Genomic DNA, 24,035 nt, shown 5'->3' on the forward strand with positions numbered 1-24,035 from the left:
GCTGGGGCCCGCCGGTGATGACGAGGTCGTGATCCTGGCGGTCGCCGCGTCAGGCGCGGGCGACCTTGCCCGCCTTGATGCAGGAGGTGCAGACCTTCAGCTTCTTGGTCGTGCCGCCACCGGCCGGGGTGCGCACCGACTGGATGTTCGGGTTCCAGCGGCGGTTGGTCCGCCGGTGCGAGTGGGACACGTTGTGGCCGAAGCCCGGCCCCTTGCCACAGACGTCACACACGCTAGCCACGGGATACTCCTGGGTTTGAAACGTTCATGAAGTCGCCGCCAGGCGCTGCCCGGGCAACCTGGCCAGGGTACCCGATGGGGGAACCGGCTGCCCAACCGGGCTCAGCCGCCGCCACGGCCGTCGGCCGGGCCTCGCGGTGACGGCCCGACGGAGGTGTGCGCGGGAAACCCGGACGAAGCGGGACCCGCCCGGTGCCGGGCGAGTGTCAGCGTACGCCAGTAGGCTGCCACCGTGCTGGACACCCTCGACGCCGCCGCCGTGCGCCGCTGGTGCGCCAGCGGCCTGGCCGCGCTCAAGCGGCACCAGGGTGAGATCGACGAGCTGAACGTCTACCCGGTGCCGGACGGCGACACCGGCACCAACCTGGTGCTCACCCTCACCTCGGCACAGCAGGCACTCGCGATGGATCTCGACACCCACGCGGACGGCACCTCGACCGCGCACGGGCACGCACTGCGCCTGATGGCCCGGGGCGCACTGCTCGGCGCGCGGGGCAACTCCGGTGTGATCCTGTCGCAGATCCTGCGCGGCCTCGCCGACGCGCTGGCCGCCGCCCCACAGGTGCGGGGCCGGGAGCTGGCGGCGGCCCTGCGCGAGGCGACCGAGGCGGCGTACGCGGCCGTCGCCCGACCGGTGGAGGGCACCCTGCTCTCCGTGGTCTCGGCGGCCGCCGTCGCGGCCGAGCGGGCCGGCAGCGACGAGTTGCGCGTGGTGGCGCGGGCGGCGGCGAACGCCGCCGCCGGGGCCCTCGCCCGCACCCCCGAGCAGTTGCCCGCGCTGGCCCGGGCCGGCGTGGTCGACGCCGGTGGGCAGGGGCTCTGCCTGCTGCTGGACGCCCTGGTCGAGGTGGTCACGGGAGAGAGCCCCGAGCGGCCGGGGCCCAGCTCCCCGCCCGCGCGCCCGGTCACCGTCGTGCACGAGGCCGGCTCGACGGAGTACGCCTACGAGGTGCAGTTCCTGCTGGACGCCGGGCCCGAGGCGGTCGGACGGATGCGGGAGACCCTGGGCGCGCTCGGCGACTCGCTGGTGGTGGTCGGTGATGGTGACGCCTCGGGCGGCACCTGGCAGGTCCACGTGCACGTCAACGACGTCGGCGCGGCGATCGAGGCCGGCGTGGTGGCCGGTCGCCCGCATCAGATCTCGGTGACCCGTTTCGCCGATCAACCGCCGCCCGCGCCGACCCGGCCCACCGACGGGCGGGCCGCCGTGGTGGTGGCCGCCGGTGCCGGGATCGCCGAGCTGCTCGCCGCCGAGGGAGCGGTGGTGGTGCCCGGCAACCCCTCCATCGGGGAACTGCTGGACGCCGTCCGGGGCACCGGCGCGGCTCGCGTGGTGGTGCTGCCCAACGACCCGGACGCGCAGGCCGTGGCGAACCATGTCGCCGAGGAGGCGCACCGGCTGGGGGTGGAGGTCGCGGTGGTACCGACCCGATCACCGGTGCAGGCGCTGGCGGCGCTCGCCGTGCGCGATCCGCGGCGCCGCTTCGCCGACGACGTGATCGCGATGGCCGAGGCCGCCGGGGCCTGCCGGTACGCCGAGGTGTGCCGGGCCGGCCGCGAGGCGCTCACCGTGGCCGGCCCGTGCCGCACCGGTGACGTGCTCGGCCTCGTCGAGGGGGAGGTGAACCTGATCGGCACGGATCTGGTCGACACCTGTGTCGAGCTGGTCGACCGGATGCTCGGCGGCGGCGGCGAACTGGTCACCCTGCTCGTCGGCGCCGACGCGCCCGACGGGCTGGTCGACGCGGTGCGTACGCACATCACCGCGCGCTGGCCCTTCGTCGAGGTGCAGGCGTACCCGGGCGGGCAACCGCACCATCCCCTGCTGGTCGGTGTCGAATGACCGCCGAGGCGTCCGACCTGGACACCCCGCTGAAGAAGCTGGTCGGTGAGAAGACCGCCAAGGCGCTGGCCGGCCACCTCGACCTGCACACCGCGGGCGACCTCATCTACCACTTCCCCCGCCGCTACGACGAGCGCGGCGAGCACACCGACATCCGCGCTCTCGACGTCGGCGAGCAGGTCACCGTGCTGGCCCAGGTGCAGCGCACCGCCGTACGCCCGATGCGGCAGCGGCGGGGCAACCTGCTGGAGGTGACCGTCGGTGACGGCTCCGGCGGCAGCCTCACCCTCACCTTCTTCGGCAACCAGGCCTGGCGCGAGCGCGAGCTGCGGCCCGGACGGTGGGGGCTGTTCGCCGGGAAGGTCACCGAGTTCCGGGGCCGGCGGCAGCTCAACGGGCCGGAGTACGTCCTGCTCGGGGAGCAGACCGACACCGAGGCCGCGGCCAGCGAGCAGATCGAGGAGTTCGCGGGGGCGCTCATCCCGGTCTACCCGGCCGCCGCGGCGGTGCCGACCTGGGTGATCGCCCGCTGCGTACGGGTGGTGCTGGACACCGTGGCTCCGCCGGAGGATCCGTTGCCGGCAACCGTGCGGGCCAGCCGGAACCTGGTCGCCCTGGGCACCGCCCTGCGGGAGATCCACCGCCCGTCCAGCCGGGAGGAGCTGTACCGGGCCCGCCGCCGGTTGAAGTGGGACGAGGCGTTCGCCGTGCAGGTGACCCTGGTGCGTCGCAAGCGCGACGCCGCCGCGTCGCCCGCGCGTCCCCGGCCCGGGCGGCGGGGTGGCCTGCTCGACGCGTTCGACGCCCGGCTGCCGTACGAGCTGACGGCCGGCCAACGCGACGTCGGCGTCGAGATCGCCGCCGACCTCGCCACCGGTCATCCGATGCACCGCCTGTTGCAGGGCGAGGTCGGGTCCGGCAAGACCGTGGTGGCGTTGCGGGCGATGCTCCAGGTCGTCGACGCCGGCGGGCAGGCCGCGTTGCTCGCCCCCACCGAAGTGCTCGCCGCCCAGCACCACCGCGGCATGCTCGATCTGCTCGGCCCACTCGCCCAGGCCGGTGAGCTGGGTGCCGCCGAGCACGCCACCCGGGTGGAGCTGGTGACCGGGTCGCTGGGGGCGGCGGCCCGCCGCCGGGCGCTGGCCGAGGTCGCCAGCGGCGCGGCCGGCATCGTGCTCGGCACCCACGCCCTGCTCTACGAGGGGGTCGACTTCGCCGATCTCGGCCTGGTGGTGGTCGACGAGCAGCACCGCTTCGGGGTGGAGCAGCGGGACGCGCTGCGGGCCAAGGCGGAGCAGCCGCCGCACGTGCTGGTGATGACCGCCACGCCGATCCCCCGCACGGTGGCCATGACCGTCTACGGCGACCTGGAGATCTCCACCCTGTCCCAGCTGCCACGCGGACGGTCGCCGATCGCCTCGCACGTCGTGCCGGCCGCGGAGAAGCCGGCCTTCCTCGACCGGGCCTGGCGTCGGCTGCGGGAGGAGGTCGCCGCCGGTCACCAGGCGTACGTGGTCTGTCCCCGCATCGGTGACTCGGCGTCCGGGCCCGAGGAGGAGCCGCCGGCGGTCGACGACTCCGGGCGGCGGCCCCCGCTGGCGGTGACCGAGGTCGCCCCGCTGCTGGCCGAGGGTCCGCTGCACGGCCTGCGGATCGGTGTGCTGCACGGCCGTCTGCCGGCGGACGAGAAGGACGCGGTGATGCGGTCCTTCGCCGGCGGAGAGCTGGACGTGCTGGTGGCCACCACGGTGGTCGAGGTCGGGGTGGACGTGCCGAACGCGACGATGATGGTGGTCCTGGACGCCGACCGGTTCGGCGTCTCCCAACTGCACCAGTTGCGGGGCCGGGTGGGTCGGGGCAGTGCCCCCGGGCTCTGCCTGCTGGTGACCGAGGCGACCGAGGGCACCGGGGCGCGGGAGCGGCTGGACGCGGTCGCCTCCACCACGGACGGTTTCAAGCTCGCCGAGCTGGACCTGGAACAGCGTCGGGAGGGCGACGTACTGGGTGCCACCCAGTCCGGTCGTCGTTCGCACCTGCGGCTGCTGTCACTGCTACGCGACGCCGACCTGATCCGGGACGCGCGGGCGGAGGCGATTGCGCTGGTCGAGGAGGATCCGGAGCTGGTCCGGCATCCGGCGCTCGCCGCGTCGGTAGCCGCGCTGGTCGACGCCGACCGCGCCGAGTACCTGGAAAAGGGCTGACCGACCGCGTCGGTCGCCCCGGCGTGCCTGGACCTGATCCGGGCGGTCGCCTCCGGCGTGCCTGGACCTGACCCGGCGCAGGTACGCCGAGGGCGCGCCGACCAGGTGGTCGACGCGCCCTCGGATCAGGCCGTGCCGGGCTGCGTCCTCAACTGCCGGACGGGCCCGTCAGCTCGGCTCAGGCGGTGAAGTGGATCCGCCGCCGCCGTGCCATCACGAACAGCACTGCACCCAGCGCCAGCAGGGCGATCGCGCCTGCGGCGATGCCGCCGGCCGCGGCACCGGTCACCGGCAGGCCCGGGGGCTCCTCGCCGCCACCGCCACCGCCGCAGCCCTCCGGCGCGTAGACGACCTCAAGCTCCAGGCCCAGCTCCGGCAGGACGACCAGCGCGGTCTCCTCGTCACCGGCCGGGAAGGTGACCTTCTCCGACGAGCCCGGCGCGACGGTACGAGTCTCGGTCTTGTCGCCGTAGGTGAACTCCACCTTGACCGGCATGCCACCCTCCGGGTTGGACGCGGTCAGCCCGAAGGTGTCGCAGTCGGCGTCGGCGGTCACCGTCGGCAGCGGGCAGTCCTCCGGACGCTCCCAGGAGTACGTGCCGTTCTCGATGACCTTGCCGTCGACCAGCACCTCGATCTTGCCGGCGTTCTCGGCGGGCACCACGGTCTCGTTGTCGGCCTTGCCCGGCTCGACGGTGACGGTCTTGGACCAGCCGTTCTCGCCCCGGACCTCGAACTCCACCGGGTACTTCGAGATCGAACCGTCGTTGCTCAGCGAGACGGTGACGGTGCCGTCGCAGGAGGAGGCGAAGGTGGACGCCGGGGTGGTGCAGTTCTTGCTGCCGCCGTTGTACCAGCCGGGCGGGCCCGACGAGCGGTTGCCCGGAGCACCCTTCTCGCCCAGCTTCTTGGAGCCGTAGCGCGGGCCGTTCTCCACCAGCGGGTCGATGACCTCGTCGACGCCGCCCCAGATCAGGTCGACCTGGGTGTAGCAGTCCGGGACGCCGACGTTCAGCTCGATCTCGGTCTGCCCGCCGCCCAGGAAGTCGCTGTCCGGCTCACCGTAGACGTACTGCGGGGTGGCGAACTGCGGGCGCGGCGCGAAGTAGGACACCAGGGTGAAGTACTGCTTCTCCTCGCCGCACAGCGGCAGGTCGCCCTCCAGCTTGACGGTCGCCTTGCCGTTCGGGCCGTCGAAGGTGTGGCTGTACTTCGCCTGGCTGGCGTCGATGCACTTCGGTGCCGGGTTGCACGCGGCGTCGGCGGCGAGGTTGATGGTGCCCTCGTTGGTCTTCTCCCGCCGGTTGTCCCAGCGGCCCTCGACGATGAGCTTGGCGCTCGTGGTCGCGCCCGGCACGCGCTGGACGGCCTGGACCGAACCGCCCGCGGGGATCGCAACGCCTTGGAGATTGACGGGCTCGGTGCCCGGAACGAGTACCTGAACCGGGGTCGACGGCTCGGCGGTCACCTTCTTGACGGTGGCGGCGGTCCTACGCTCGCTGTTGGCCACCGTCCACGTGATCACCCGCTCACCACTGAGCTGGTCACAGACGGCGGTGGCGGTGATGGTGGTGTGGTGGGCGGCGGCCGGGGTTGCCGCCACCGCCGCTCCGGTCATGCCGATGAGGGCGGCTGCCAGGACAGCCAGCGGCCGCCGCAGCGACAGCTTGGGTCGGATCACGCGTACTCCCGGGGTGAAGAAGAGCGTCAGGGGCGGCGCGGGCGGGACGGACGGCGCTGGCGGCAGGTGCCGCGCCTGAGGGGTGCCTCCCGTGCCGATGGCCGGCGGCGATGACGCCGGCACCCGGCAGACCCTAGCGAGATCGTGAGAAACGAAACAGCCCTCAGGCGGGCTTAATCATGATGTTATGAATGCGAGATCATTGATATACAACGGGTGAGCGGGTGGCGTCTCTTCGCGTCGATGTCCGTTGTGGAGCGGGCCGGCGGCGGGGCGATCGACGGCCGGATCCGGTGGCCTGGACCTGCGGTGCCGCCGATCGGAAGCGCGCGAGGGTGCGGCGATCTTTCCGGTGCGGGCAGGGTCGTCGGACCGCTGCGGAGATCGGTCGAGGAAGGCTGGTTGCCCGACCTGCGTCGCGTAGCGTCGGGTACATGAGCAGGAGCGAACGATGACCCGCATCGTCGCTGGCAGCCTCGGCGGCCGACGGATCAGCGCCCCGCCCGGTGCCGGCACCCGACCGACCTCCGACCGGGTACGCGAGGCGTTGTTCAGCGCGATCGAGGCGGAGGTCGACCTCGACGGCGCGCGCTTCGCCGATCTCTACGCGGGGTCGGGTGCCGTCGGATTGGAGGCGCTGTCCCGGGGCGCCGCCCACGCGCTGCTGGTCGAGTCCGACCCGCGTGCCGCCCGGGTGATTCGGGAGAACCTGGCGGCGCTGCGGGTCGGTCCCGCGGCCCGGCTGGTCACCGGCAAGGTCGCCACCGTCCTGGCCGCCGGTGTGGCGGGTGACCCGTACGACGTGGTCTTCGCCGACCCGCCGTACACGCTGCCGGACGACGACGTCCGCACGATGCTCGCCGCTCTGCTGGACGGTGGCTGGCTGGCACCGGAGGCGTTGGTGGTGGTGGAGCGGTCCAGCCGCAGCGGCCCGGTCGAGTGGGTGGAAGGCGTCACTGGCCAGCGCAGTCGCCGGTACGGCGAGACCACCCTTTGGTACGGTCGCCGATCATGAGACGTGCGGTGTGTCCCGGCTCGTTCGACCCGGTCACCAACGGTCACCTCGACATCGTCGGCCGGGCCAGCCGGCTGTTCGACGAGGTGATCGTCGGCGTACTGGTCAACCAGTCGAAGACCGGTCTGTTCACCGTCGAGGAGCGCATCGACATGCTCCGTGAGGTGACCGCCTCCTACGGCAACGTCCGGGTGGAGTCCTTCCGGGGCCTGCTGGTGGACTTCTGCCGAGCGCAGCGGGCGACCGTGCTGATCAAGGGCCTACGGGCGGTCAGTGACTTCGACTACGAGTTGCAGATGGCCCAGATGAACATCGGCCTCGCCGGGGTCGAGACGCTGTTCATGCCGACCAACCCGCTCTACTCCTTCCTCTCGTCCAGCCTGGTCAAGGACGTGGCCAAGTGGGGCGGGGACGTCACCCCGCACGTACCCGACGTCGTCCGCGAGGCCCTCAAGGCCCGCCTCGTCCCCCCACCCCCCTGACCACACCCACCGCCTCCGGGTTCGCGATCTTGCAGTTCTGGTCGCCGTTCTGTCGCTTTCGGCCTCGTTTGCGGGGACAGAAAGTGCAAGATCGCGGGATGGGGCGGGTGACACGCCCGGGGAGGGGAGGGTGTGGGGTTGGTGGTGGACGACATCATTGGGTGAAGCGGGAAACCGACCGCAGCCCCCATGATGTAGGTCGGCCCGACGAACGACAGGAGTGAGGTACCGGTGGACCCGCTCGACCGCATCGACGAACTGATCGCCATCGTGGAGCAGGCGCGCTCCGTACCGATGTCGCGCAACAACTGCATGGTCGACCGGGGTGAGATGATCGCGGCCCTCGACGAACTGCGCGCCGAGCTGCCCGCCGACCTGCGCCGCGCCGCCGCCCTGCTGGAGGAGCGGGACAAGATCATGGAGGCCGGCAAGCGGGAGGCCGACCGCATCATCAGCGAGGGTGAGGCGGAACACGCCCGCCTGGTCTCGGTGAACGAGATCACCGTCTCCGCCGAGCACGAGGGCGCCCGGATCATCGCCGAGGCGAGGGCGGAGGCGCAGCGGCTGCGCGAGGAGGTCGACGACTACGTCGACACCGCGCTGGCCAACTTCGAGCAGTTCCTCACCCGGGCGCTGGCCTCGATAGAGCGCGGCCGGGACAAGATGCACGCGCTGCGGGAGATCGGTACCTTCGCCGGTGACGAGGCGGAGCGACCACTGCCCTTCTGACCCCGACCGCCGCCGGCCGGAAGATCCGCCGCCGGGATCGTCCGGGCTGCGGCCGACCCGCTGGTCACCCCGGTTCGACGCTGGGGCGTCCGTCCAGGTAACCTCATTTGTCGGCCTCTCACCGGCCGGAGTCTGACTATGCCCAAGAACTCACCCACTTCACTCGACCCCAGGTCGCCGCTGGTCCTCGACACGAGGGAGCTGCCGCGCCGACCTGGTGCTCTGCGTACCGTCGAACGGGTGGTCCCGGCACCGTCGGACCTCGGCGTGGAGTTGATCGGCGTGCCGGAGGGCGCGGGTCTCGACCTCGATCTGCGGATGGAGTCGGTGTCCGAAGGCGTGCTCGTCTCGGGGACCGTCAGCGGTCCGATCCGGGGCGAGTGCGGTCGCTGCCTGCGCGAGATCAACGACTCGGTGACGGTGACGATCCAGGAGCTGTACGCGTACGAGAACAGCACCACGGACGCCACCACCGAGGAGGACGAGGTCGGTCGAATGCAGGGCGACCTGATCGACCTGGAACCGGCGTTGCGGGACGCGGTGGTGCTCGCACTGCCGACCAACCCGCTCTGCCGCCAGGACTGCCCAGGTCTGTGCCCCGACTGCGGGGTGCACTGGGATGATCTGCCGGCCGATCACAGCCACCAGCAGATCGACCCGCGTTGGGCGGGCCTGTCGCAACTGACCAGTACAGAGGAGTAAGAACCGTGGCCGTCCCCAAGCGCAAGATGTCGCGCAGCAACACCCGGTCGCGCCGGGCGAACTGGAAGGCCGCGGCGGTCGCGACCGTCGCCTGCCCGCAGTGCAAGTCCGCGAAGCTGCCGCACGCCGCCTGCTCCGTCTGCGGCACCTACAACGGCCGCCAGGTCCTTGAGGTCTGACCCGGACGGCGCGTGACGTCTCCGACCACAGGTCGGGCGACGCACACACCCCGGCGGTCGCCCGTCGCTCCGGCCGACGCCGGCCGGCCCAGTCCGGCCGGCGTCGACCCGGAGTCGGGCGTCGCACGGATCGCCGTTGACCTCCTCGGCGGGGACGACGCTCCCGCCGTCGTGGTGGACGGCGCTCTGCGGGCGGTGCGCACCGACCCGGACCTGCACCTGCTTCTCGTCGGGCCGACCAGGGCCGCCGGCGCGCTGATCGACGCCCTGGATCCGGCGCAGCGCGACCGGATCACGGTCCGGCCGACCCGCTCCGTCGTCGACATGGCCGACGACCCCAGCGCGGCCCGCGCCGAGACCACCGTGCGGGCGGCCGTGACGGCCGTCCGTGCCGGGTACGCAGACGCGCTGGTCTCCGCCGGCTCCACCGGCGCGACCGTCACCGCCGCCGCCCTCGGCCTGGGGCGTTGGCCCGACGTACGCCGGCCGGCCCTTGCCGCCGCGCTGCCCGCCGTCTCCGGTCCCGTCGTCCTGCTCGACGTCGGTGGCTCGCTGGAGCCGAGCCCGGCCACCCTCGCCCGGCACGCCGCACTCGGCGCCGCGTACGCCGCGGTCGCACACGGTGTCGCCACGCCCCGGGTGGGTCTGCTCTCCGTGGGTACCGAACCCGGCAAGGGCGACCGGGCCCGCCGACTCACCGATCCCGTGCTCAGCACGGCGACGCTGCCCGCCGACGCCCGCTACATCGGGCTCGTCGAAGGGTACGACGTCTGCCTCGGCGCGCGTGCCGATGTGGTGGTCACCGACGGCTTCACCGGTAACGTGCTGCTCAAGGCCATCGAAGGCGCGTACGCCATGGCCGGCGGGACGCCGCCCGGTGGTGGCGCGCCCCGGGCGGCCGCGCTGCTCGGAGTGGCCGGCACCGTCGTCGTCTGCCACGGTGCCGCCCGCGCCGACGACATCGCCTCCGGCATCGCCCTGGCCGCCCACCTCTGGCGGCGGAACGCCACCGAGCGGGTCGCCGCGCTGCTCGCCGGGGACCGCACCGATCGCACGACCGACACCGAGGTACGCACATCATGAGCAACGACAAGCGCCAGCGGCCCTCAATCGGCCACCTGGAGGCCGCCTTCGGCGTCTCACTCGACCCGGAACTGCTGGAACGCGCGCTCACCCACCGTTCGTACGCCTACGAGAACGGCGGCCTACCCACCAACGAGCGGCTGGAGTTTCTCGGCGACTCGGTGCTGGGCGTGGTGATCACGACCGCGCTCTTCCAGAACCATCCCGACCTGCCCGAGGGGCAGCTGGCGAAGCTGCGGGCCAGCGTGGTCAACATGCGCGCGCTCGCGGACGTGGCACGCGCTCTGGGCCCGGACGGGCTCGGCCCCTACCTGCTGCTGGGCAAGGGCGAGGAGACCACCGGCGGTCGGGACAAGGCCAGCATCCTGGCCGACACCCTGGAGGCGCTGCTCGGCGCGATCTACCTCCAGTACGGGCTGGACACCGCCGCCATCGTCATCCACCGGCTGTTCGACCCGCTGATGGCCGAGTCCGCCGGCCGGGGCGCCGCGCTGGACTGGAAGACCAGCCTTCAGGAGCTGACCGCCGCACTCGGCCTCGGCGTGCCGGAATACCGGATCGAGGGGACCGGGCCGGACCACCTGAAGACCTTCACCGCCTGGGTGGTGGTCGCCGGCAACCGGTACGGCGGTGCCGATGGTCGAAGCAAGAAGGAGGCCGAGCAACGGGCGGCGGAGTCCGCCTGGCGGACCCTGACCGAGCAGGCCGAAACGGCCGCCGACAGCGCGGCGAACACCGCCAGCGCGGCGACCGCCGAGGTTGCGCCGACCGCCGACGGTGCGGCGCAACCGGTGGACGAGAAGGTGCGGGCGACGGCCGGCGCGGGCCGTGAGCTGGTCGACGAGGTCGAGGCTCGGGCGCCGCATGCCTGAACTGCCGGAGGTGGAGACCGTCCGGCAGGGGCTGGCCCGCTGGGTCACCGGTCGCCGGATCTCCTCGGTGGAGGTGCGCCACCCCCGGGCGGTCCGCCGGCACGTGCCCGGCGGGGCCCACTTCGCCGACGTGCTGGCCGGCCGGAAGGTGCTCGACGTACGCCGTCGCGGCAAGTATCTCTGGCTGCCACTGGACAGCGGTGACGCGGTCATCGGGCATCTCGGGATGTCCGGGCAACTGCTGCTGCAACCGGCGACCGCGCCCGACGAGACGCACCTACGGGTCCGGTTCCGGTTCGACGACGGCGGGCCGGAGCTGCGCTTCGTCGACCAGCGCACGTTCGGCGGACTGTCGGTCAGCGAGGGCGGTGGCACGCTGCCGGCCGAGATCGCGCACATCGCCCGCGATCCGCTGGACCCGGAGTTCTCCGACGCGGAGTTCGTGGCGGCGCTGCGGCGGCGGCGTACCGAGGTCAAGCGCGCACTGCTCGACCAGAGTCTGATCTCCGGCGTGGGCAACATCTACGCCGACGAGGCGCTGTGGCGGGCGGGACTGCACGGCACCCGGTCCACCGACGCGCTGACCGGCCCGGCCGCCCGGCGGCTGCTCGCGCACGTGCGGGACGTGCTCGGCGAGGCGATCACCGCGGGCGGCACCAGCTTCGACGCCCTCTACGTCAACGTCAACGGGGAGAGCGGCTACTTCGACCGGTCGTTGAACGCGTACGGACGCGAGGGGCAGCCCTGCCGTCGCTGCGGCGCGCCGATCCGCCGTGAGGCGTTCATGAACCGCTCGTCCTACAGCTGCCCCCGCTGCCAACCGCGCCCCCGCCCCCGCCCCTGACTCCTCCCGCGATCTTGCAGTTTCCGTCCCCGCAAAGGCCGTAAAAGGTTCGTTCCGGCGACCACAAGTGCAAGATCGCGGAAGTGGGAGTGGGGACGGGCGGGTGAGGGGTGGTCAGGGGGAGGGGCAGGGGAGCCGCCAGGCGTCCAGGGTGCGGTTCTTGCGGATGGAGGCGAAGCCGTAGCCGACACTGGTCACGCAGAAGTCGGTGGTGGCTCCGGTGTACTCGACGTGGAACACCGGTTTGCCGGCGTCGGCGAACGGCAGCAGCTTGTCGCACTGCTCCTGTCGTACGCACTCCTCGTTGACCGCGAAGTCGAAGTCCGGCGCCAGCGCGGCCACCTGCGGCAGGTCGCCCAGCAGCCCGGGGGAGAGATCGAGCGAGCGGGCCAACGTGGCGACCTGCCGGTTGAACCGCAACTGGTCGTCGAACTCCAGCGGGAAGCCGGAGCGGTGGTCGTAGCCGTCGGCATCGGCGAACACCACCGCGCCGAAACCCTTTCCGCGGCAGAGCCGGAACCGGTCGGCCAGCACCGGCCGCAGGACGTCCCACCGGCGTACGTCCACCCAGACGCGCCCGGTCGAGGCCACCGTGGCGCCGCGTGCCGCCGCCGGATAACGGCTCGCGTCCGGGTCCGCCGGACGCATCGAACCGATGTGCACCTGGCAGACCAGCCGGCGGCCCCGCGAGCGCAGCTCCGCGGTCTGCGCGGCGGTGGTGTCGACCGGGTCGAGGACGAACACGTCCGCCTCGACTTCCGGATCGAGCACCCCGTCCAGCTGCCACTGCCACTGCCAGTGCCGGGCCGAGGTGGCCGGCCAACTGGTCGGCGCTCCGGGCGGGGTGAGGTCCGGCCGGCACGCGGCCACCGTGACGAGCAGCGTGAAGGTCAGTACGGCGGGCAGCGCTCGACGGTGCGGCCAGCCCACCGGCCGCCGGCCCAGCCCGATCCGCATCGCCAGCTCCGCAGGTCGCGGGGCGGCATCGGGCCGCCCGGGCCGGTACGCCGCGTCTCGGCGTACCCACCCGGTCAAACGAGGACAGACCCGACAAGGACTCGCGGTTCACCGACCGGCGGTCGCTCAGCGTGGTGCGGCGAAGACCTGCGTCCAGTACGGCCCGTTGCTGCTCGCCACGCCGACGCCGATCTCGGTGAAGGCGCAGTTGAGGATGTTCGCCCGGTGCCCGGGGCTGTTCATCCAGGCATCCATGACGGCCGCCGGCGTCCGCTGGTTCCAGGCGACGTTCTCGCCGTAGGTGCGCCAGGCGTACCCGACCCGGTCGATCCGAGCGCCGGGATCGCTGCCGTCGCTGCCGGTGTGCGACATGTTCTGGTGGTCGGCCTGGTCCTGGCTGTGCCGCTGGGCGGCGGTCATCAGCTTGTCGTCGATGCTCAGCGCACCGCAGCCGGCCTTTGCCCGCTCCGCGTTGACCAGCTCGACCACCTGGGCGGCCTCCGAGTTGTCACCGCTGGCGGGCGCGGACGAACTGGCCGTGGCACCGCGGCTCGGGCTGCCCTGACGGTTGGCGTTGAGCCGGGAAGGGGCCGTGCTGCGCGAGGGCGCGGGCTTGGGCTCGGCGGTCCGGCTCGGTGAGGGTGACGGGGCGGCGGTGCTGGGGGAGACGCTCGGGCTGGCGCTCGGGCTCGAACTCTCGGGCAGGTCGTACGGAAGCGCCTCGTCCTCCTCCGGCAGAACCGGCGCACTGGCCACCGGAGCCTCGCCGGCCGTGGTGGTGGTCGGGGCGTCGTCACCGGGCAGCGCGAGGGCCGCCACGCCGATGCTCACCACGAGGGTCGCCGCCGCGGCGGCGCCGCCCATCACCAGGGGACGCGACAGCCGACGGGACCGACGCGCCTTCCCGGCCGGCTCGGGGCCCGGCTCGTCGACGCCAACCACGTCCCGGTGACCGGTCTGCGGCGGCCCGTATCGGGCCCGGAGCACCGGTTCGGCGTACGGATCGGGCTGGTCGGCGTACCCGACGGCCTGATCGGCGTACGGGTCGGACCGATCATCGTAGGCGTACGGGCGGTCCTGGGCCGACGCCTGGTGCGCGGTCCACTCGGCGGTGAGGTCGTCGTCGCGATGGTGCCGCCCGGTGTCGCGCTGGACGGAGGCACCCGGGGCGGAGGTCTCGTACCAGTCCTGCTGCCCTGCCGTCGGGTAGGACTGCTCGACCGGCTCGTACGCCTCGGCCGCCTGGAACGGGTGCGGGGCGTCGGACCGCCACTGTTCGGTCGGCTGGTCGCGGTACCACCCGTCGGAGGGGCTCTCCGGCTCGTCGCCGAACAGGTAGGACGACCGTGGCGCCGGCCGGTCGGTCAGCCAGGCCGGGTCGTCGGTCGGCGGTTCCGGTCGCCGCGGGATGCGTTCCGGGTCGATCGGATCATTCCAGCCGTGCACGCCTGTCGCCTCCACGGTTCGGTTACGGGCCGGGGTGACGCTACGTGTTGTGTCTGAGCAGCAGCAATCTGGCTAAGGAAGAGTTAAGAGGAGCCTGTCCGTCCGGGTGAGGCGTTCGGCGATTCGGAAGCGTAGAGTCGGGACGTCCGGACAGAGCGTGTCCGCGCCTTTGTGGCAGCCTCCCGAGACGGGTTCGGCCGACGCCGAGATGATCTACGGCCTGCGAGAACTTGACGAAGCAGGGGCTGTCGGCTCAATATGGTTGTGTCGCCAGTCGCGCCCGGCCATGCCCAGAAATTGTGGGAATGGTAGTCGCGTATACATGGGCGCGCGTTGGCCGGCCTCTCCGGCAGCGCACATCAAGGAGTAAAAATGGCGAAGGCCCTCTACGGCCACGTAGGTGCGGCGCCAGACCGGCGCCTGCTCGACGAGGTCACCCGACTGCGTGCCAGGGTTCAGTCACTGGAGTTCGAGGTCACCCGGCTGCGCGCTGAGAACGATCGGCTCGCGGCGGCTGCGGCGGAGGCGGATGATCTGCTCCGTCTGGCCGAGCCCGCGCTGACCTGACCCACCTGGCCGCCACCAGGCGACCGCACTGGTCGCCACAACTGAACAGCACCACCGCACTGAGCGCGCCGACACGATGTGCCGGCGCGCAGCTCTGTGCGTACCCGTTCGACCTGGGCCGTCCGGACGGTGCCCGACGACCGGCAGGCGGGTCGCGTGGTGTGCCCCGCCCGGTCCCGGGTTAGTCTGCGGGTTTACCAGGGTCCGCGCAGCCGGGCGACGGTACGGCGGCCACGGACGAGGATCGAGAAGGTGCATCTCAAGAGCCTGACGGTGAAGGGCTTCAAGTCCTTCGCCTCCGCTACGACGCTCAAGCTGGAGCCGGGGATCACCTGCGTGGTGGGACCGAACGGCTCCGGCAAGTCCAACGTCGTCGACGCCATCGCCTGGGTACTCGGCGAGCAGGGCGCGAAGGCGTTGCGCGGCGGCAAGATGGAGGACGTCATCTTCGCCGGCACGGCCGGCCGGGCCCCGCTGGGCCGGGCCGAGGTGACCCTCACCATCGACAACACCGACGGCGCGCTGCCGATCGAGTACACCGAGGTCTCCATCACCCGCCGGATGTTCCGCTCCGGCGAGAGCGAGTACGAGATCAACGGTGACTCCTGCCGCCTGCTCGACATCCAGGAACTGCTGTCCGACTCCGGCATCGGCCGGGAGATGCACATCATCGTCGGGCAGGGTCGGCTCGACGGGATGTTGCACGCCAAGCCGGAGGATCGCAGGGCGTTCATCGAGGAGGCGGCCGGCGTCCTCAAGCATCGCAAGCGCAAGGAAAAGGCGCTGCGCAAGCTCGACGCGATGCAGACCAACCTCAACCGGCTCACCGACCTGACCGCTGAGCTGCGCCGACAGCTCAAGCCGCTCGGCCGGCAGGCAGAGGTGGCTCGCCGGGCCGCCGTGATCCAGGCCAACCTGCGCGACGCACGGCTGCGCCTGCTCGCCGACGACCTGGCCACCCTGCGTACCACCCTCGACAAGGAGATCGCGGACGAGACCGCGCTCCGCCAGCGACGCGAGCAGGTCGAGGCCGAGCACGCCGAGGTGCAGTCCCGGCTCGGCGAGCTGGAAGAGGCGCTGGCCTCCGACGCGCCGCTGCTGGCCGCCGCCCAGGACACCTGGTACAAGCTCTCCGCGTTGCAGGAGCGTTTCCGCTCGATCGAGCAGCTCGCGGTCGAGCGGCTACGGCACCTGAGCACCACACCCGACGACGAGCGCCCCGGCCGGGACCCGGACCAGTTGGAGGCCGAGGCCGAACGGGTCCGCGAGCAGGAGGAGGAGCTGCGCGCGGCGCTCACCGACGACCAGATCCGGCTCGCCGAGGCGGTCGAGCACCGGCAGGAGCTGGAGCGGCAGCTCGCCGCCGCCGAGCGGGAGCTGGTCGCCGCCGCGAAGGCGATCGCCGACCGGCGTGAGGGCCTGGCCCGGCTGACCGGGCAGGTGAACTCCGCCCGGGCACGGACCACCAGCGCCGGTGAGGAGATCGAGCGGCTCGCCACCGCGCACACCGACGCGCTCGCCCGGGCCGAGCGGGCCCAGGCGGAGCTGGACGCGGTCGCCGAGCAGTCCACCGAGGCGGATCGCGACAACGCCGACCTGGACGCCCGGCACGCCGAGACCGTCGCCGCCCAGGAACAGGCCCAGGCCAGGGTCCGGTCCCTGTCGGACGCGGAACGGACGGCGGAGAAGGACGCCGCGACCTGGAAGGCCCGGGAGGAGGCGCTCGCCCTCGGGCTGCGGCGCAAGGACGGCGCCGGGGCGCTGCTGGCCCGCGCCGACCAGGTGCCGGGCCTGCTGGGTGGCCTCGCCGGCCTGCTCACGGTCGCCCCGGGGCACGAGGCGGCGCTCGCCGCGGCGCTCGGCGGGCTGGCCGACGCGGTCGCGGTCACCGGCGTGGACGAGGCCGTCGAGGCGATGCGCCTGCTGAAGATCTCCGATGCCGGGCGGGCCGGGCTGCTCGTGGGCAGCCCAGCCGGACCGGGCATGTCCGGCTCGGCCGACGCGTTGCGTCCGAAACTGCCCGACGGCGCTCAGTGGGCACCGGACCTGGTCGACTGCGACGTCCAGATCCGCCCCGCGGTGCACCGGGCGCTGCGTGACGTGGTGCTGGTGGCGGACCTCTCCGCCGCCGCCGAGGTGGTCGCCGGAAATCCCGAACTGCGTGCCGTCACCCGGGAGGGTGACGTGGTCGGCGCGTACGCGGCGGCCGGCGGGTCGGCCAAGGCGCCCAGCTACATCGAGGTGCAGGCGGCCGTCGAGGAGGCCCGGGCCAACCGGCTGGCGGCCGAGCGGACCAGCGCCGAGCTACGGGAACAGCTGGTCGAGGCGCGCGCCGAGGTGGCCGTCGCCAAGGAGGCGGTGCAGCACGCCGCAGCCGCCAAGCGGGAGGCGGAGAGCCACCGCAACGCCGCGGCACGGCGGCTGGCCGAGCTGGGGGCCGCCGCCCGGTCGGCGAAGGCGGAGACCGACCGGCTCGGCGAGTCCCGAGCGCGCGCCGAGGCGGCCCGGGAACGGGATCTGACCGCCCTCGCCGAGCTGGAAGAGCGGCTGCGGTTGGCGGAGGCGACCCCGATCGACGCCGAACCCTCCACGGAGGAACGCGACCAGCTTGCCGCGATGGTGCCGCAGGCCCGGCAGAACGAGATGGAGGTCCGGCTCGCGGTGCGTACCGCCGAGGAGCGGGTCGCCTCGATCGCCGGGCGGGCCGACTCGCTGCGCCGGCAGGCCGGTGCCGAGCGGGCGGCCCGGGAGCGGGCGGCCGCCCGGCGGGCCGCGCGGACCCGGGGTGCCGCCATCGCCAGAGCGGTCGCCGGCGGCGCGCGGGCGGCGCTGGCCCAGCTGACCGAGAGCATCGCCCGCGCCGAGGAGCACCGCGACACGGTGGCGCGGGAACGGGCCACCCGGGAGGCGGAGCTTCAGGAGGTGCGGGCCGCCGCGAAGCGGCTCGGCGCGGAACTGGAACGGCTGACCAGCCAGGTGCACCGCGACGAGGTCGCCCGCGCCGAGCAGCGACTGCGCATCGAGCAGTTGGAGGCCAAGGCGGCCGAGGACTTCGGCCTGACGGTGGAGACCCTGATCGCCGAGTACGGCCCGAGCCAGCTGGTGCCGCCGACCGAGGCCGAGGTGGCAGTCGCCGAGCGGGACGGCCTGCCGGTGCCCGAGCCGGTCCGCTACGAACGCCCGGTGCAGGAGAAGCGAGCCGCCAAGGCCGAACGGGAACTGGCCCTCCTCGGCAAGGTCAACCCGCTCGCGTTGGAGGAGTTCGCGGCGCTGGAGGAGCGCTACAAGTTCCTCTCCGAGCAGTTGGAGGACCTCAAGGCCACCCGACGTGACCTGCTCACCGTGGTCAAGGATGTCGACGACCGGATCCTGGAGGTCTTCGCCAGCGCCTTCGCCGACACCGCGCGGGAGTTCGAGCAGGTCTTCACCGTGCTGTTCCCCGGCGGCGAGGGCCGGCTGATCCTCACCGACCCGGACGATCTGCTGACCACCGGCGTCGAGGTCGAGGCCCGGCCGCCGGGCAAGAAGATCAAACGGCTGTCGCTGCTCTCCGGCGGCGAGCGGTCGCTGACCGCCGTGGCGATGCTGGTGGCGATCTTCCGCGCCCGGCCCAGCCCGTTCTACATCATGGACGAGGTGGAGGCGGCCCTCGACGACGTGAACCTGGGTCGGCTGATCACCCTGCTGGCCCAGCTGCGGGAGAAGAGCCAGCTGATCGTCATCACGCACCAGAAGCGGACGATGGAGATCGCCGACGCGCTCTACGGTGTGACCATGCGCGGCGGGGTGACCCAGGTGATCAGTCAACGGCTCAACCGGGCCGACGGGGATGACGAGCGGCAGGGCCGCGGCGAGGAGAACGGGTAGTGGCTCGGGAACGCGCGACGGCGCTCCTGGTGGATTTCGACGGCGTGCTGCGGCGCTGGGACCCGGCGGTCGCCGCGGGCGTCGAGCGGGAGTACGGCCTCTCCGCCGGCGTGCTCGGCGAGATAGCCATGCAGTGGGGGCGGTTGCAACCGGTGCTCACCGGTCAGGTCAGCCACGCCGACTGGATGACCAGCGTGGCGGACGCGCTCACCCCGTCGGTGGGCGATCCCGAGCGGGCCCGTGCGGCGGTGGCGCAGTGGCAGCGCTACCGCGGCGAGGTGGACCCGGACGTGCTGGCGTTCGTCCGGGAGGTGCGGGCCGACGGCATCCGGGTCGGGCTCGGCACCAACGCCACCGACCTGCTCGACGCCGACCTGGCCGCGCTCGACCTGACCGACGAGTTGGACGTGGTGGTCAACTCCTCGGCCATCGGGGTGCACAAACCCGCGCCCGAGTACTTCCAGGCCGCCTGCGCGGCGTTGGAGACCTCGCCGTCCCGGGTGCTCTTCGTCGACGACGAGGACCGGGCGATCAGCGGCGCTCGGGCGGCCGGACTGTCGGCGTACCGCTGGAACGGTCCGGAGGACCTGCGCTACCTGCGGGCCGCGCTGGCCCGCTGAGCGCGGCCCGCCCGCCCGCGCTCCGTCACTCGCCGACCACGCCGTCGATGCGTTCGCGGATCAGGTCGGCGTGCCCGTTGTGCCGGGCGTACTCCTCGATCATGTGGACGTAGATCCAGCGCAGGTTGAACGTCCGTTGTTTCGGGCCCACCTCGGTGAACGTCTCGTCGAGCGACCGGCCGACCACGGCGGCGCGGGCCAGCTCGACCTGCCGGTGGTAGGTGGCGAAGTCCGCTTCGGCGTCGGCTTCGCTGACGTCGTGGTCGGCGTCCGGATCGTCCGGCGTGTAGTACGGGTAGGCGACCTGCTCGCCGGCGAAGTTCTCCCGGAACCACCAGGCCTCCACCTCTGCCAGGTGCCGGACCAGCCCGAGCAGGGTGAGGTTGGACGGCTCGACGCTGGCGGTGCGCAACTGCTCGGCGGTGAGGCCCGCGCACTTGAGCAGCAGGGTCTGCCGGTGATAGTCGAGCCAGCCCTCCAGCATGGTGCGCTCGTCGCCGACGTAGGGTTCGGGAGTCCGGTCGATCTCCGGTGCCGTCCAGGTCATCCGGAGATTCTGGCCCGGACGCCTGACATCGGGCGACAGGTTTGTGCCGCCGCGTCCATCGAGACCGCGCCGCCGACCCGGCGAGGTCACCCGGCCGAGGTCGCTTGACGGCCGTCGGTGAGCCGGTGCCGTGCCACCTCGTGCAGCTGGCCCTCACCGGTGGTGCCCTCGATGACCACCTCGGCCCCGCGGCCGGCGTGGGTGAGCGTCGCCACCGCGTTGCCGAAGTAGGGCCCGGCCAGCTTGCGCCACTTGACCAGGGGCCGGCGGACCCCGGCCGTGCGGGCCAGGGCACGGGCCGCTCCGGCGGGGCCGCGCGCCCACCCGAGCCGCATCAACGGGCGCAGCCCGGCCGGCACCTGGTTGTGGATGGGCGAGCAGGTGAGCTGGTGCACCGGGGTGTGTACGGCGGGGTCGGCGAACCGGACCCGGGCCACGTACGAGTGGTGCACGTCGCCGGAGAGGACGCTGATCGACGCCGGCGGCGGGTACGCCGGGCCGGCGCCTTTACGGTCGTCGGGCACACCGGGCGCACCGGAGCCGATGCGGGCGAACAGTTCGGCCAGGGCGTCGAACGAGCGGCGGAACGCGGCCCAGTGCTCCAGGTCCAGCCCGCGGCGCAGCCGTTCGCCCAGCCCGGCGACCCAGGGCCGGGCGGAGTCGGCCAGCTTCTCGTTCCACGCCTCGACGTGGTGGATGCCGGGCGGCAGCAGCCAGGGCAACGAGGAGCCGACCACCAGGTGGTCGTAGCTGCCGTGGGCCCGGTCGACGAACCAGGACCACTCCCCGGGGGGCAGCATCGCCCGTCGGCCGGGCAGCAGCACCCGACTGCACCGGTTGTCCAGCATCACCAGTCGGGTGCGGCCCAGGTCGAGCGCGTAGCTCCACTGGTACTGCACCGCGCGCCAGCGTTCGGTGTCGTGGGCCAGGTCGGCCTCGGTGTCGACCCGGGCACCGAACTCGCGTAGCACGCCGGTGGCGTCCTCCGCGGCCCTGACCTTGGCGAACACCGGGTCGCTCGCGATCTCGTCCGGGGAGAGGTTGCCCAGGTGCTGGTACACCCAGTAGGAGGCCAGCCCGCTGGCGATCCGCTCGGCCCACCAGGGTTGCTCGCGCATGTCGGCGCGCCACGAGGCGGAGGTGTTCCAGTCGTCGATGACCTCATGGTCGTCGAAGATCATCACACTCGGCACGGTGGAGAAGAGCCAACGGATCTCCGGGTCGCTCCACGACTCCAGGTAGAGCTTGGTGTACTCGTCGAAGCTGACCACCTGGTCGCTCGGTGCGCCCGCGGGACGCCGCCGACGGCGACGCAGCAGGCGCTTCACGGTGGGCGAGGTCTCGTCGGCGTAAACCTGGTCGCCGAGAAGCAGCAGCAGGTCGGGCAGGGCCGCCGGGTCGGGGTCAGCCATCACCCGCCGGGCGTACGCGTCGAGCGCGTCCGGCGGCAGCTTGCGCGTGGTGGCGTGCTGGGTGGTCTCCCGGCAGGAACCGAAGAGCAGGCGCACCGGCTGGTCCCGGTCGTCCTCGGCACGGGTGCGGATGACGCTGGGCGGGAAGCGACTGGCCGGCAGCGGCCAGACCACCTCGTCGTCGATCAGCACCTCGTACGGGGCGGTGCTGTCCGGGGTGAGCCCCTCGACCACCACGAGGGCGTAGTGGTGCTCGTACGCGCTGAAGGTGGGCGCGGTGCCGAGGGCACCGGCGTCCGTGCGGACGGTGACCACCGCCGGTGCCGTGGTCTCGACCCACACGGTGGCCCGAGTGCCGACGACCCGGCGCAGCAGGGGGCCGATGAGCAGCTCGGCGGGCATGCGCGACCTCCAGACGAGAAAGCTTCATCCTTTACTACCCGGCCGGCGTGCGCACCACTGCCAACTGTGGCTGAGACTACCGCCGCCTCCCGGGTGGCCACCGGGTGCGGCCGGGCCGAGGGGAACTGTCGAGCCCGGCGGGAGCGGTGGCTGAGACGTGGTCGTCGGCATCTGACAGGATTCCGGCATGACGGAATACCTCCTCATCGCTCTCGCCCTGCTCGGTCTGCTGATCCTCGGCGGCATCGGGCTGGTCGTGCCGCGGCTGCGCCGACGGCCGCAGCCGCCGCTGCCGCGTACGGAGGTCGACACCCGGGCGGAGGAGGACCTCGCCGGCCCGCCGGTGCAGGCGCCGGAGGCCGATCTGTCCACCGGTGTCCTGGTCGAGCCGCCCCCCGTGATCGAGGCGCCCGCGCCGACCGTCGAGGTGCCCGAGCCGACCGCCGGCCGGTTGGTACGGCTGCGGTCCCGGCTGTCCCGGTCGCAGAACGTCTTCGGCAAGGGTCTGCTCGGCCTGCTCAGCCGCGACCGGCTCGACGAGGACGTCTGGGAGGAGATCGAGGACAGCCTGATCACCGCCGACGTCGGCGTCGACGCCACCCGGGAGATCGTGGACCGGCTCCGGGAGCGCACCCGGGTGCTGGGCACCCGGTCGGTCGCCGAACTGCGCGCCCTGCTCGCCGCCGAGCTGGTCAACGCGCTCGACCCGGGGTTGGACCGGTCCCTGCACACCGCTCCGAAGGAGGGCGTGCCGGCGGTGCTGCTCGTGGTCGGCGTGAACGGCGCGGGCAAGACCACCACCTGCGGCAAGGTCGCCAGAGTGCTCATCGCCGACGGTCGCAGCGTGCTGCTCGGCGCGGCCGACACCTTCCGGGCCGCCGCCGCCGACCAGTTGCAGACCTGGGCCGGGCGGGTCGGTGCCGAGACGGTCCGTGGCCCCGAGGGCGCCGACCCGGCCAGTGTCGCCTTCGACGCGGTCAAGCGGGGCATCGAGACCGGCGTCGACACCGTCCTGATCGACACCGCGGGCCGACTGCAGAACAAGATCGGTCTGATGGACGAGCTGGGCAAGGTCAAGCGGGTGGTGGAGAAGCACGGCCCGATCGACGAGACACTGCTGGTGCTCGACGCCACCACCGGGCAGAACGGCCTGGAACAGGCACGTGTCTTCACCGAGGTGGTCAACGTCACCGGCGTGGTGCTCTCCAAGCTCGACGGCACGGCCAAGGGTGGCATCGTCATCGCCGTGCAGCGCAAGCTCGGCATCCCGGTCAAGCTGGTCGGCCTCGGTGAGGGCCCCGACGACCTGGCGCCGTTCGACCCCGCGCAGTTCGTCGACGCGTTGCTGGGTACCGAGACCTCCGGACAGACCGCGTAACCTCGGGTGACCAGAGACGATCGCGCGTACGCGGGCTGGCGCGACCCGAGCCACCCGTCGCAGCGCCTCGGGAGACCGTACGTGACTTCGCAGGAGATCCCGCTGCACGGCGGGAACGTGAGCACCGTGGTGCGGGTCGGTGACACGGTGCGGCGCAACGCCGGCCCGTGGACCCCGTCGGTGCACGCCCTGCTGCGTCACCTGGAGTACGTCGGGTTCACCGGCGCGCCCCGTGCCCTCGGCATGGACGAGCGCAACCGGGAGGTGCTGTCGTACCTGGAGGGGGAGTGCGGGGAGTATCCGCTGGCCCCGCACTGGGTCACCGACGAGGCACTGGTCACCGTGGCCACCATGCTGCGGATGTTCCACGACGCGCAGTACGGTTTCGTGCCGCCGCCGCAGGCGGTGTGGCGTTCGTTCGGCCCACCGCCACCGGACACCGAGGTCATCTGCCACCACGACGCGGCGCCGCACAACGTGATCTGGCGACCGGACGGGACGCTCGGGCTGATCGACTTCGATCTGGCCTCGCCCGGTGCCCGGATCTACGACGTGGCGTACGCCGCGTGGACCTGGGTGCCGATCTTCTCCGACCGGGACTCGATCACCCTTGGCTGGAAGCACCCCGACCGGCCGCGCCGGCTGCGGCTCTTCGCCGACGCGTACGGGCTCATTCCGCGTGACCGGCACCGGCTGATCCGGACCATCCGCAAGCGGATCGTCGATCATGTCGAGGGCATCCGCCGGATGGCCGCGGCGGGGGAGCCGGCCTTCGTGCGGATCGTGCACAAGGGCCACCTGCGCCGGCCGATGCGGGATCTGCGGTTGCTCGACTACGAGCGACACGCTCTCGAGTACGCCCTGCGCTGAGAGGCCGTCGGGGCGTTCCGACGTTCTCTCGGGCCGTCGGGGGATGGAGCGACACCAAACGGCCGATCCACGCCCGTCGAAGCGCCGAGGTGTGCGAC

20 protein-coding genes and 1 pseudogene are annotated in these 24,035 nt (G+C 72.5%); 15 read left to right on the forward strand and 6 right to left on the reverse strand.

The genetic code is table 11. The features are described from left to right. Positions 1–49 precede the first annotated feature (49 nt). Complete coding sequence (gene rpmB, locus SM447_RS01655) at positions 50–241, reverse strand: 50S ribosomal protein L28 (RefSeq protein ID WP_093401721.1); 192 nt, start codon at positions 239–241, stop codon at positions 50–52. 231 nt (positions 242–472) lie between these two features. Here rpmB and SM447_RS01660 point away from each other — a divergent pair, with 231 nt between their 5' ends. Together SM447_RS01660 and recG are read left to right on the forward strand one after the other, a co-directional pair. After that, on the forward strand, positions 473–2,083 hold the full coding sequence (locus tag SM447_RS01660) for a DAK2 domain-containing protein (protein ID WP_474570917.1): 1,611 nt from the start codon (positions 473–475) through the stop codon (positions 2,081–2,083). Then, positions 2,080–4,284, forward strand: a complete 2,205-nt coding sequence (gene recG / locus SM447_RS01665; protein ID WP_474570918.1) for an ATP-dependent DNA helicase RecG — start codon at positions 2,080–2,082, stop codon at positions 4,282–4,284. Before SM447_RS01660 ends, recG begins: the two co-directional genes overlap by 4 nt. A 178-nt stretch (positions 4,285–4,462) precedes the next feature. On the opposite strand, the gene SM447_RS01670 is transcribed toward recG, so the two are convergent. After that, complete coding sequence (locus SM447_RS01670; protein WP_474570919.1) at positions 4,463–5,965, reverse strand: cell wall anchor protein; 1,503 nt, start codon at positions 5,963–5,965, stop codon at positions 4,463–4,465. Positions 5,966–6,404: 439 nt separating this feature from the next. Between SM447_RS01670 and rsmD the strand changes: the two are divergent. The 8 genes and pseudogenes from rsmD to mutM form a co-directional block, all read left to right on the forward strand. Then, positions 6,405–6,980: pseudogene (rsmD, locus tag SM447_RS01675) on the forward strand (16S rRNA (guanine(966)-N(2))-methyltransferase RsmD); the annotation flags it as partial. Further along, positions 6,977–7,462: a pantetheine-phosphate adenylyltransferase gene (coaD, locus tag SM447_RS01680; protein WP_474570920.1), complete on the forward strand. Its 486-nt coding sequence runs from the start codon at positions 6,977–6,979 to the stop codon at positions 7,460–7,462. The pseudogene rsmD and the gene coaD, both read left to right, overlap by 4 nt. A gap of 231 nt (positions 7,463–7,693) precedes the next feature. Next, positions 7,694–8,191: a hypothetical protein gene (locus tag SM447_RS01685; protein ID WP_309222871.1), complete on the forward strand. Its 498-nt coding sequence runs from the start codon at positions 7,694–7,696 to the stop codon at positions 8,189–8,191. Between the two features lie 138 nt (positions 8,192–8,329). After that, positions 8,330–8,893, forward strand: a complete 564-nt coding sequence (locus SM447_RS01690; protein ID WP_474570921.1) for a YceD family protein — start codon at positions 8,330–8,332, stop codon at positions 8,891–8,893. Positions 8,894–8,898: 5 nt separating this feature from the next. After that, complete coding sequence (gene rpmF / locus SM447_RS01695) at positions 8,899–9,072, forward strand: 50S ribosomal protein L32 (protein WP_091435485.1); 174 nt, start codon at positions 8,899–8,901, stop codon at positions 9,070–9,072. Between the two features lie 129 nt (positions 9,073–9,201). Beyond that, complete coding sequence (locus tag SM447_RS01700; RefSeq protein WP_474571232.1) at positions 9,202–10,155, forward strand: phosphate acyltransferase PlsX; 954 nt, start codon at positions 9,202–9,204, stop codon at positions 10,153–10,155. Continuing rightward, a complete protein-coding gene (gene rnc, locus SM447_RS01705; RefSeq protein ID WP_474570922.1) occupies positions 10,152–11,027 on the forward strand; it encodes a ribonuclease III in 876 nt (291 codons plus the stop codon). The genes SM447_RS01700 and rnc overlap by 4 nt, the downstream gene beginning before the upstream one ends. Further along, positions 11,020–11,871: a bifunctional DNA-formamidopyrimidine glycosylase/DNA-(apurinic or apyrimidinic site) lyase gene (gene mutM / locus SM447_RS01710; RefSeq protein ID WP_474570923.1), complete on the forward strand. Its 852-nt coding sequence runs from the start codon at positions 11,020–11,022 to the stop codon at positions 11,869–11,871. The genes rnc and mutM overlap by 8 nt, the downstream gene beginning before the upstream one ends. A 114-nt stretch (positions 11,872–11,985) precedes the next feature. Here mutM and SM447_RS01715 read toward each other — a convergent pair whose 3' ends face one another. Continuing rightward, on the reverse strand, positions 11,986–12,828 hold the full coding sequence (locus SM447_RS01715) for an endo alpha-1,4 polygalactosaminidase (protein WP_474570924.1): 843 nt from the start codon (positions 12,826–12,828) through the stop codon (positions 11,986–11,988). Positions 12,829–12,954: 126 nt separating this feature from the next. Beyond that, the gene (locus tag SM447_RS01720; RefSeq protein ID WP_474570925.1) at positions 12,955–14,274 is read right to left on the reverse strand and encodes a CAP domain-containing protein; all 1,320 of its coding nucleotides are present in this window, start codon (positions 14,272–14,274) and stop codon (positions 12,955–12,957) included. A 372-nt stretch (positions 14,275–14,646) separates the two neighbouring features. Here SM447_RS01720 and SM447_RS01725 point away from each other — a divergent pair, with 372 nt between their 5' ends. The 3 genes from SM447_RS01725 (at position 14,647) to SM447_RS01735 (ending at position 19,328) form a co-directional block, all read left to right on the forward strand. Next, the gene (locus SM447_RS01725) at positions 14,647–14,841 is read left to right on the forward strand and encodes a hypothetical protein (protein WP_093401709.1); all 195 of its coding nucleotides are present in this window, start codon (positions 14,647–14,649) and stop codon (positions 14,839–14,841) included. Positions 14,842–15,093: 252 nt separating this feature from the next. Then, complete coding sequence (smc, locus tag SM447_RS01730) at positions 15,094–18,708, forward strand: chromosome segregation protein SMC (RefSeq protein ID WP_474570926.1); 3,615 nt, start codon at positions 15,094–15,096, stop codon at positions 18,706–18,708. Further along, positions 18,708–19,328: an HAD-IA family hydrolase gene (locus SM447_RS01735; protein WP_474570927.1), complete on the forward strand. Its 621-nt coding sequence runs from the start codon at positions 18,708–18,710 to the stop codon at positions 19,326–19,328. The genes smc and SM447_RS01735 overlap by 1 nt, the downstream gene beginning before the upstream one ends. Positions 19,329–19,353: 25 nt before the next feature. Here the strand turns inward: SM447_RS01735 and SM447_RS01740 are convergent, their stop codons facing one another. Both SM447_RS01740 and SM447_RS01745 read right to left on the reverse strand, forming a co-directional pair. After that, positions 19,354–19,875 carry a DinB family protein gene (locus SM447_RS01740; RefSeq protein WP_474570928.1) on the reverse strand — a complete coding sequence of 174 codons (522 nt, stop codon included), beginning with the start codon at positions 19,873–19,875 and terminating at the stop codon, positions 19,354–19,356. A gap of 86 nt (positions 19,876–19,961) precedes the next feature. Continuing rightward, complete coding sequence (locus SM447_RS01745) at positions 19,962–21,689, reverse strand: alkaline phosphatase D family protein (protein WP_474570929.1); 1,728 nt, start codon at positions 21,687–21,689, stop codon at positions 19,962–19,964. Positions 21,690–21,876: 187 nt separating this feature from the next. On the opposite strand from SM447_RS01745, the gene ftsY reads away from it, so the two are divergent. Both ftsY and SM447_RS01755 read left to right on the forward strand, forming a co-directional pair. Further along, positions 21,877–23,067 carry a signal recognition particle-docking protein FtsY gene (ftsY, locus tag SM447_RS01750; protein ID WP_474570930.1) on the forward strand — a complete coding sequence of 397 codons (1,191 nt, stop codon included), beginning with the start codon at positions 21,877–21,879 and terminating at the stop codon, positions 23,065–23,067. Positions 23,068–23,073: 6 nt separating this feature from the next. Continuing rightward, on the forward strand, positions 23,074–23,937 hold the full coding sequence (locus SM447_RS01755; RefSeq protein WP_474570931.1) for an aminoglycoside phosphotransferase family protein: 864 nt from the start codon (positions 23,074–23,076) through the stop codon (positions 23,935–23,937). The last annotated feature ends 98 nt before the right edge of the window (positions 23,938–24,035 follow it).

The organism is Micromonospora aridisoli, from assembly GCF_056150025.1.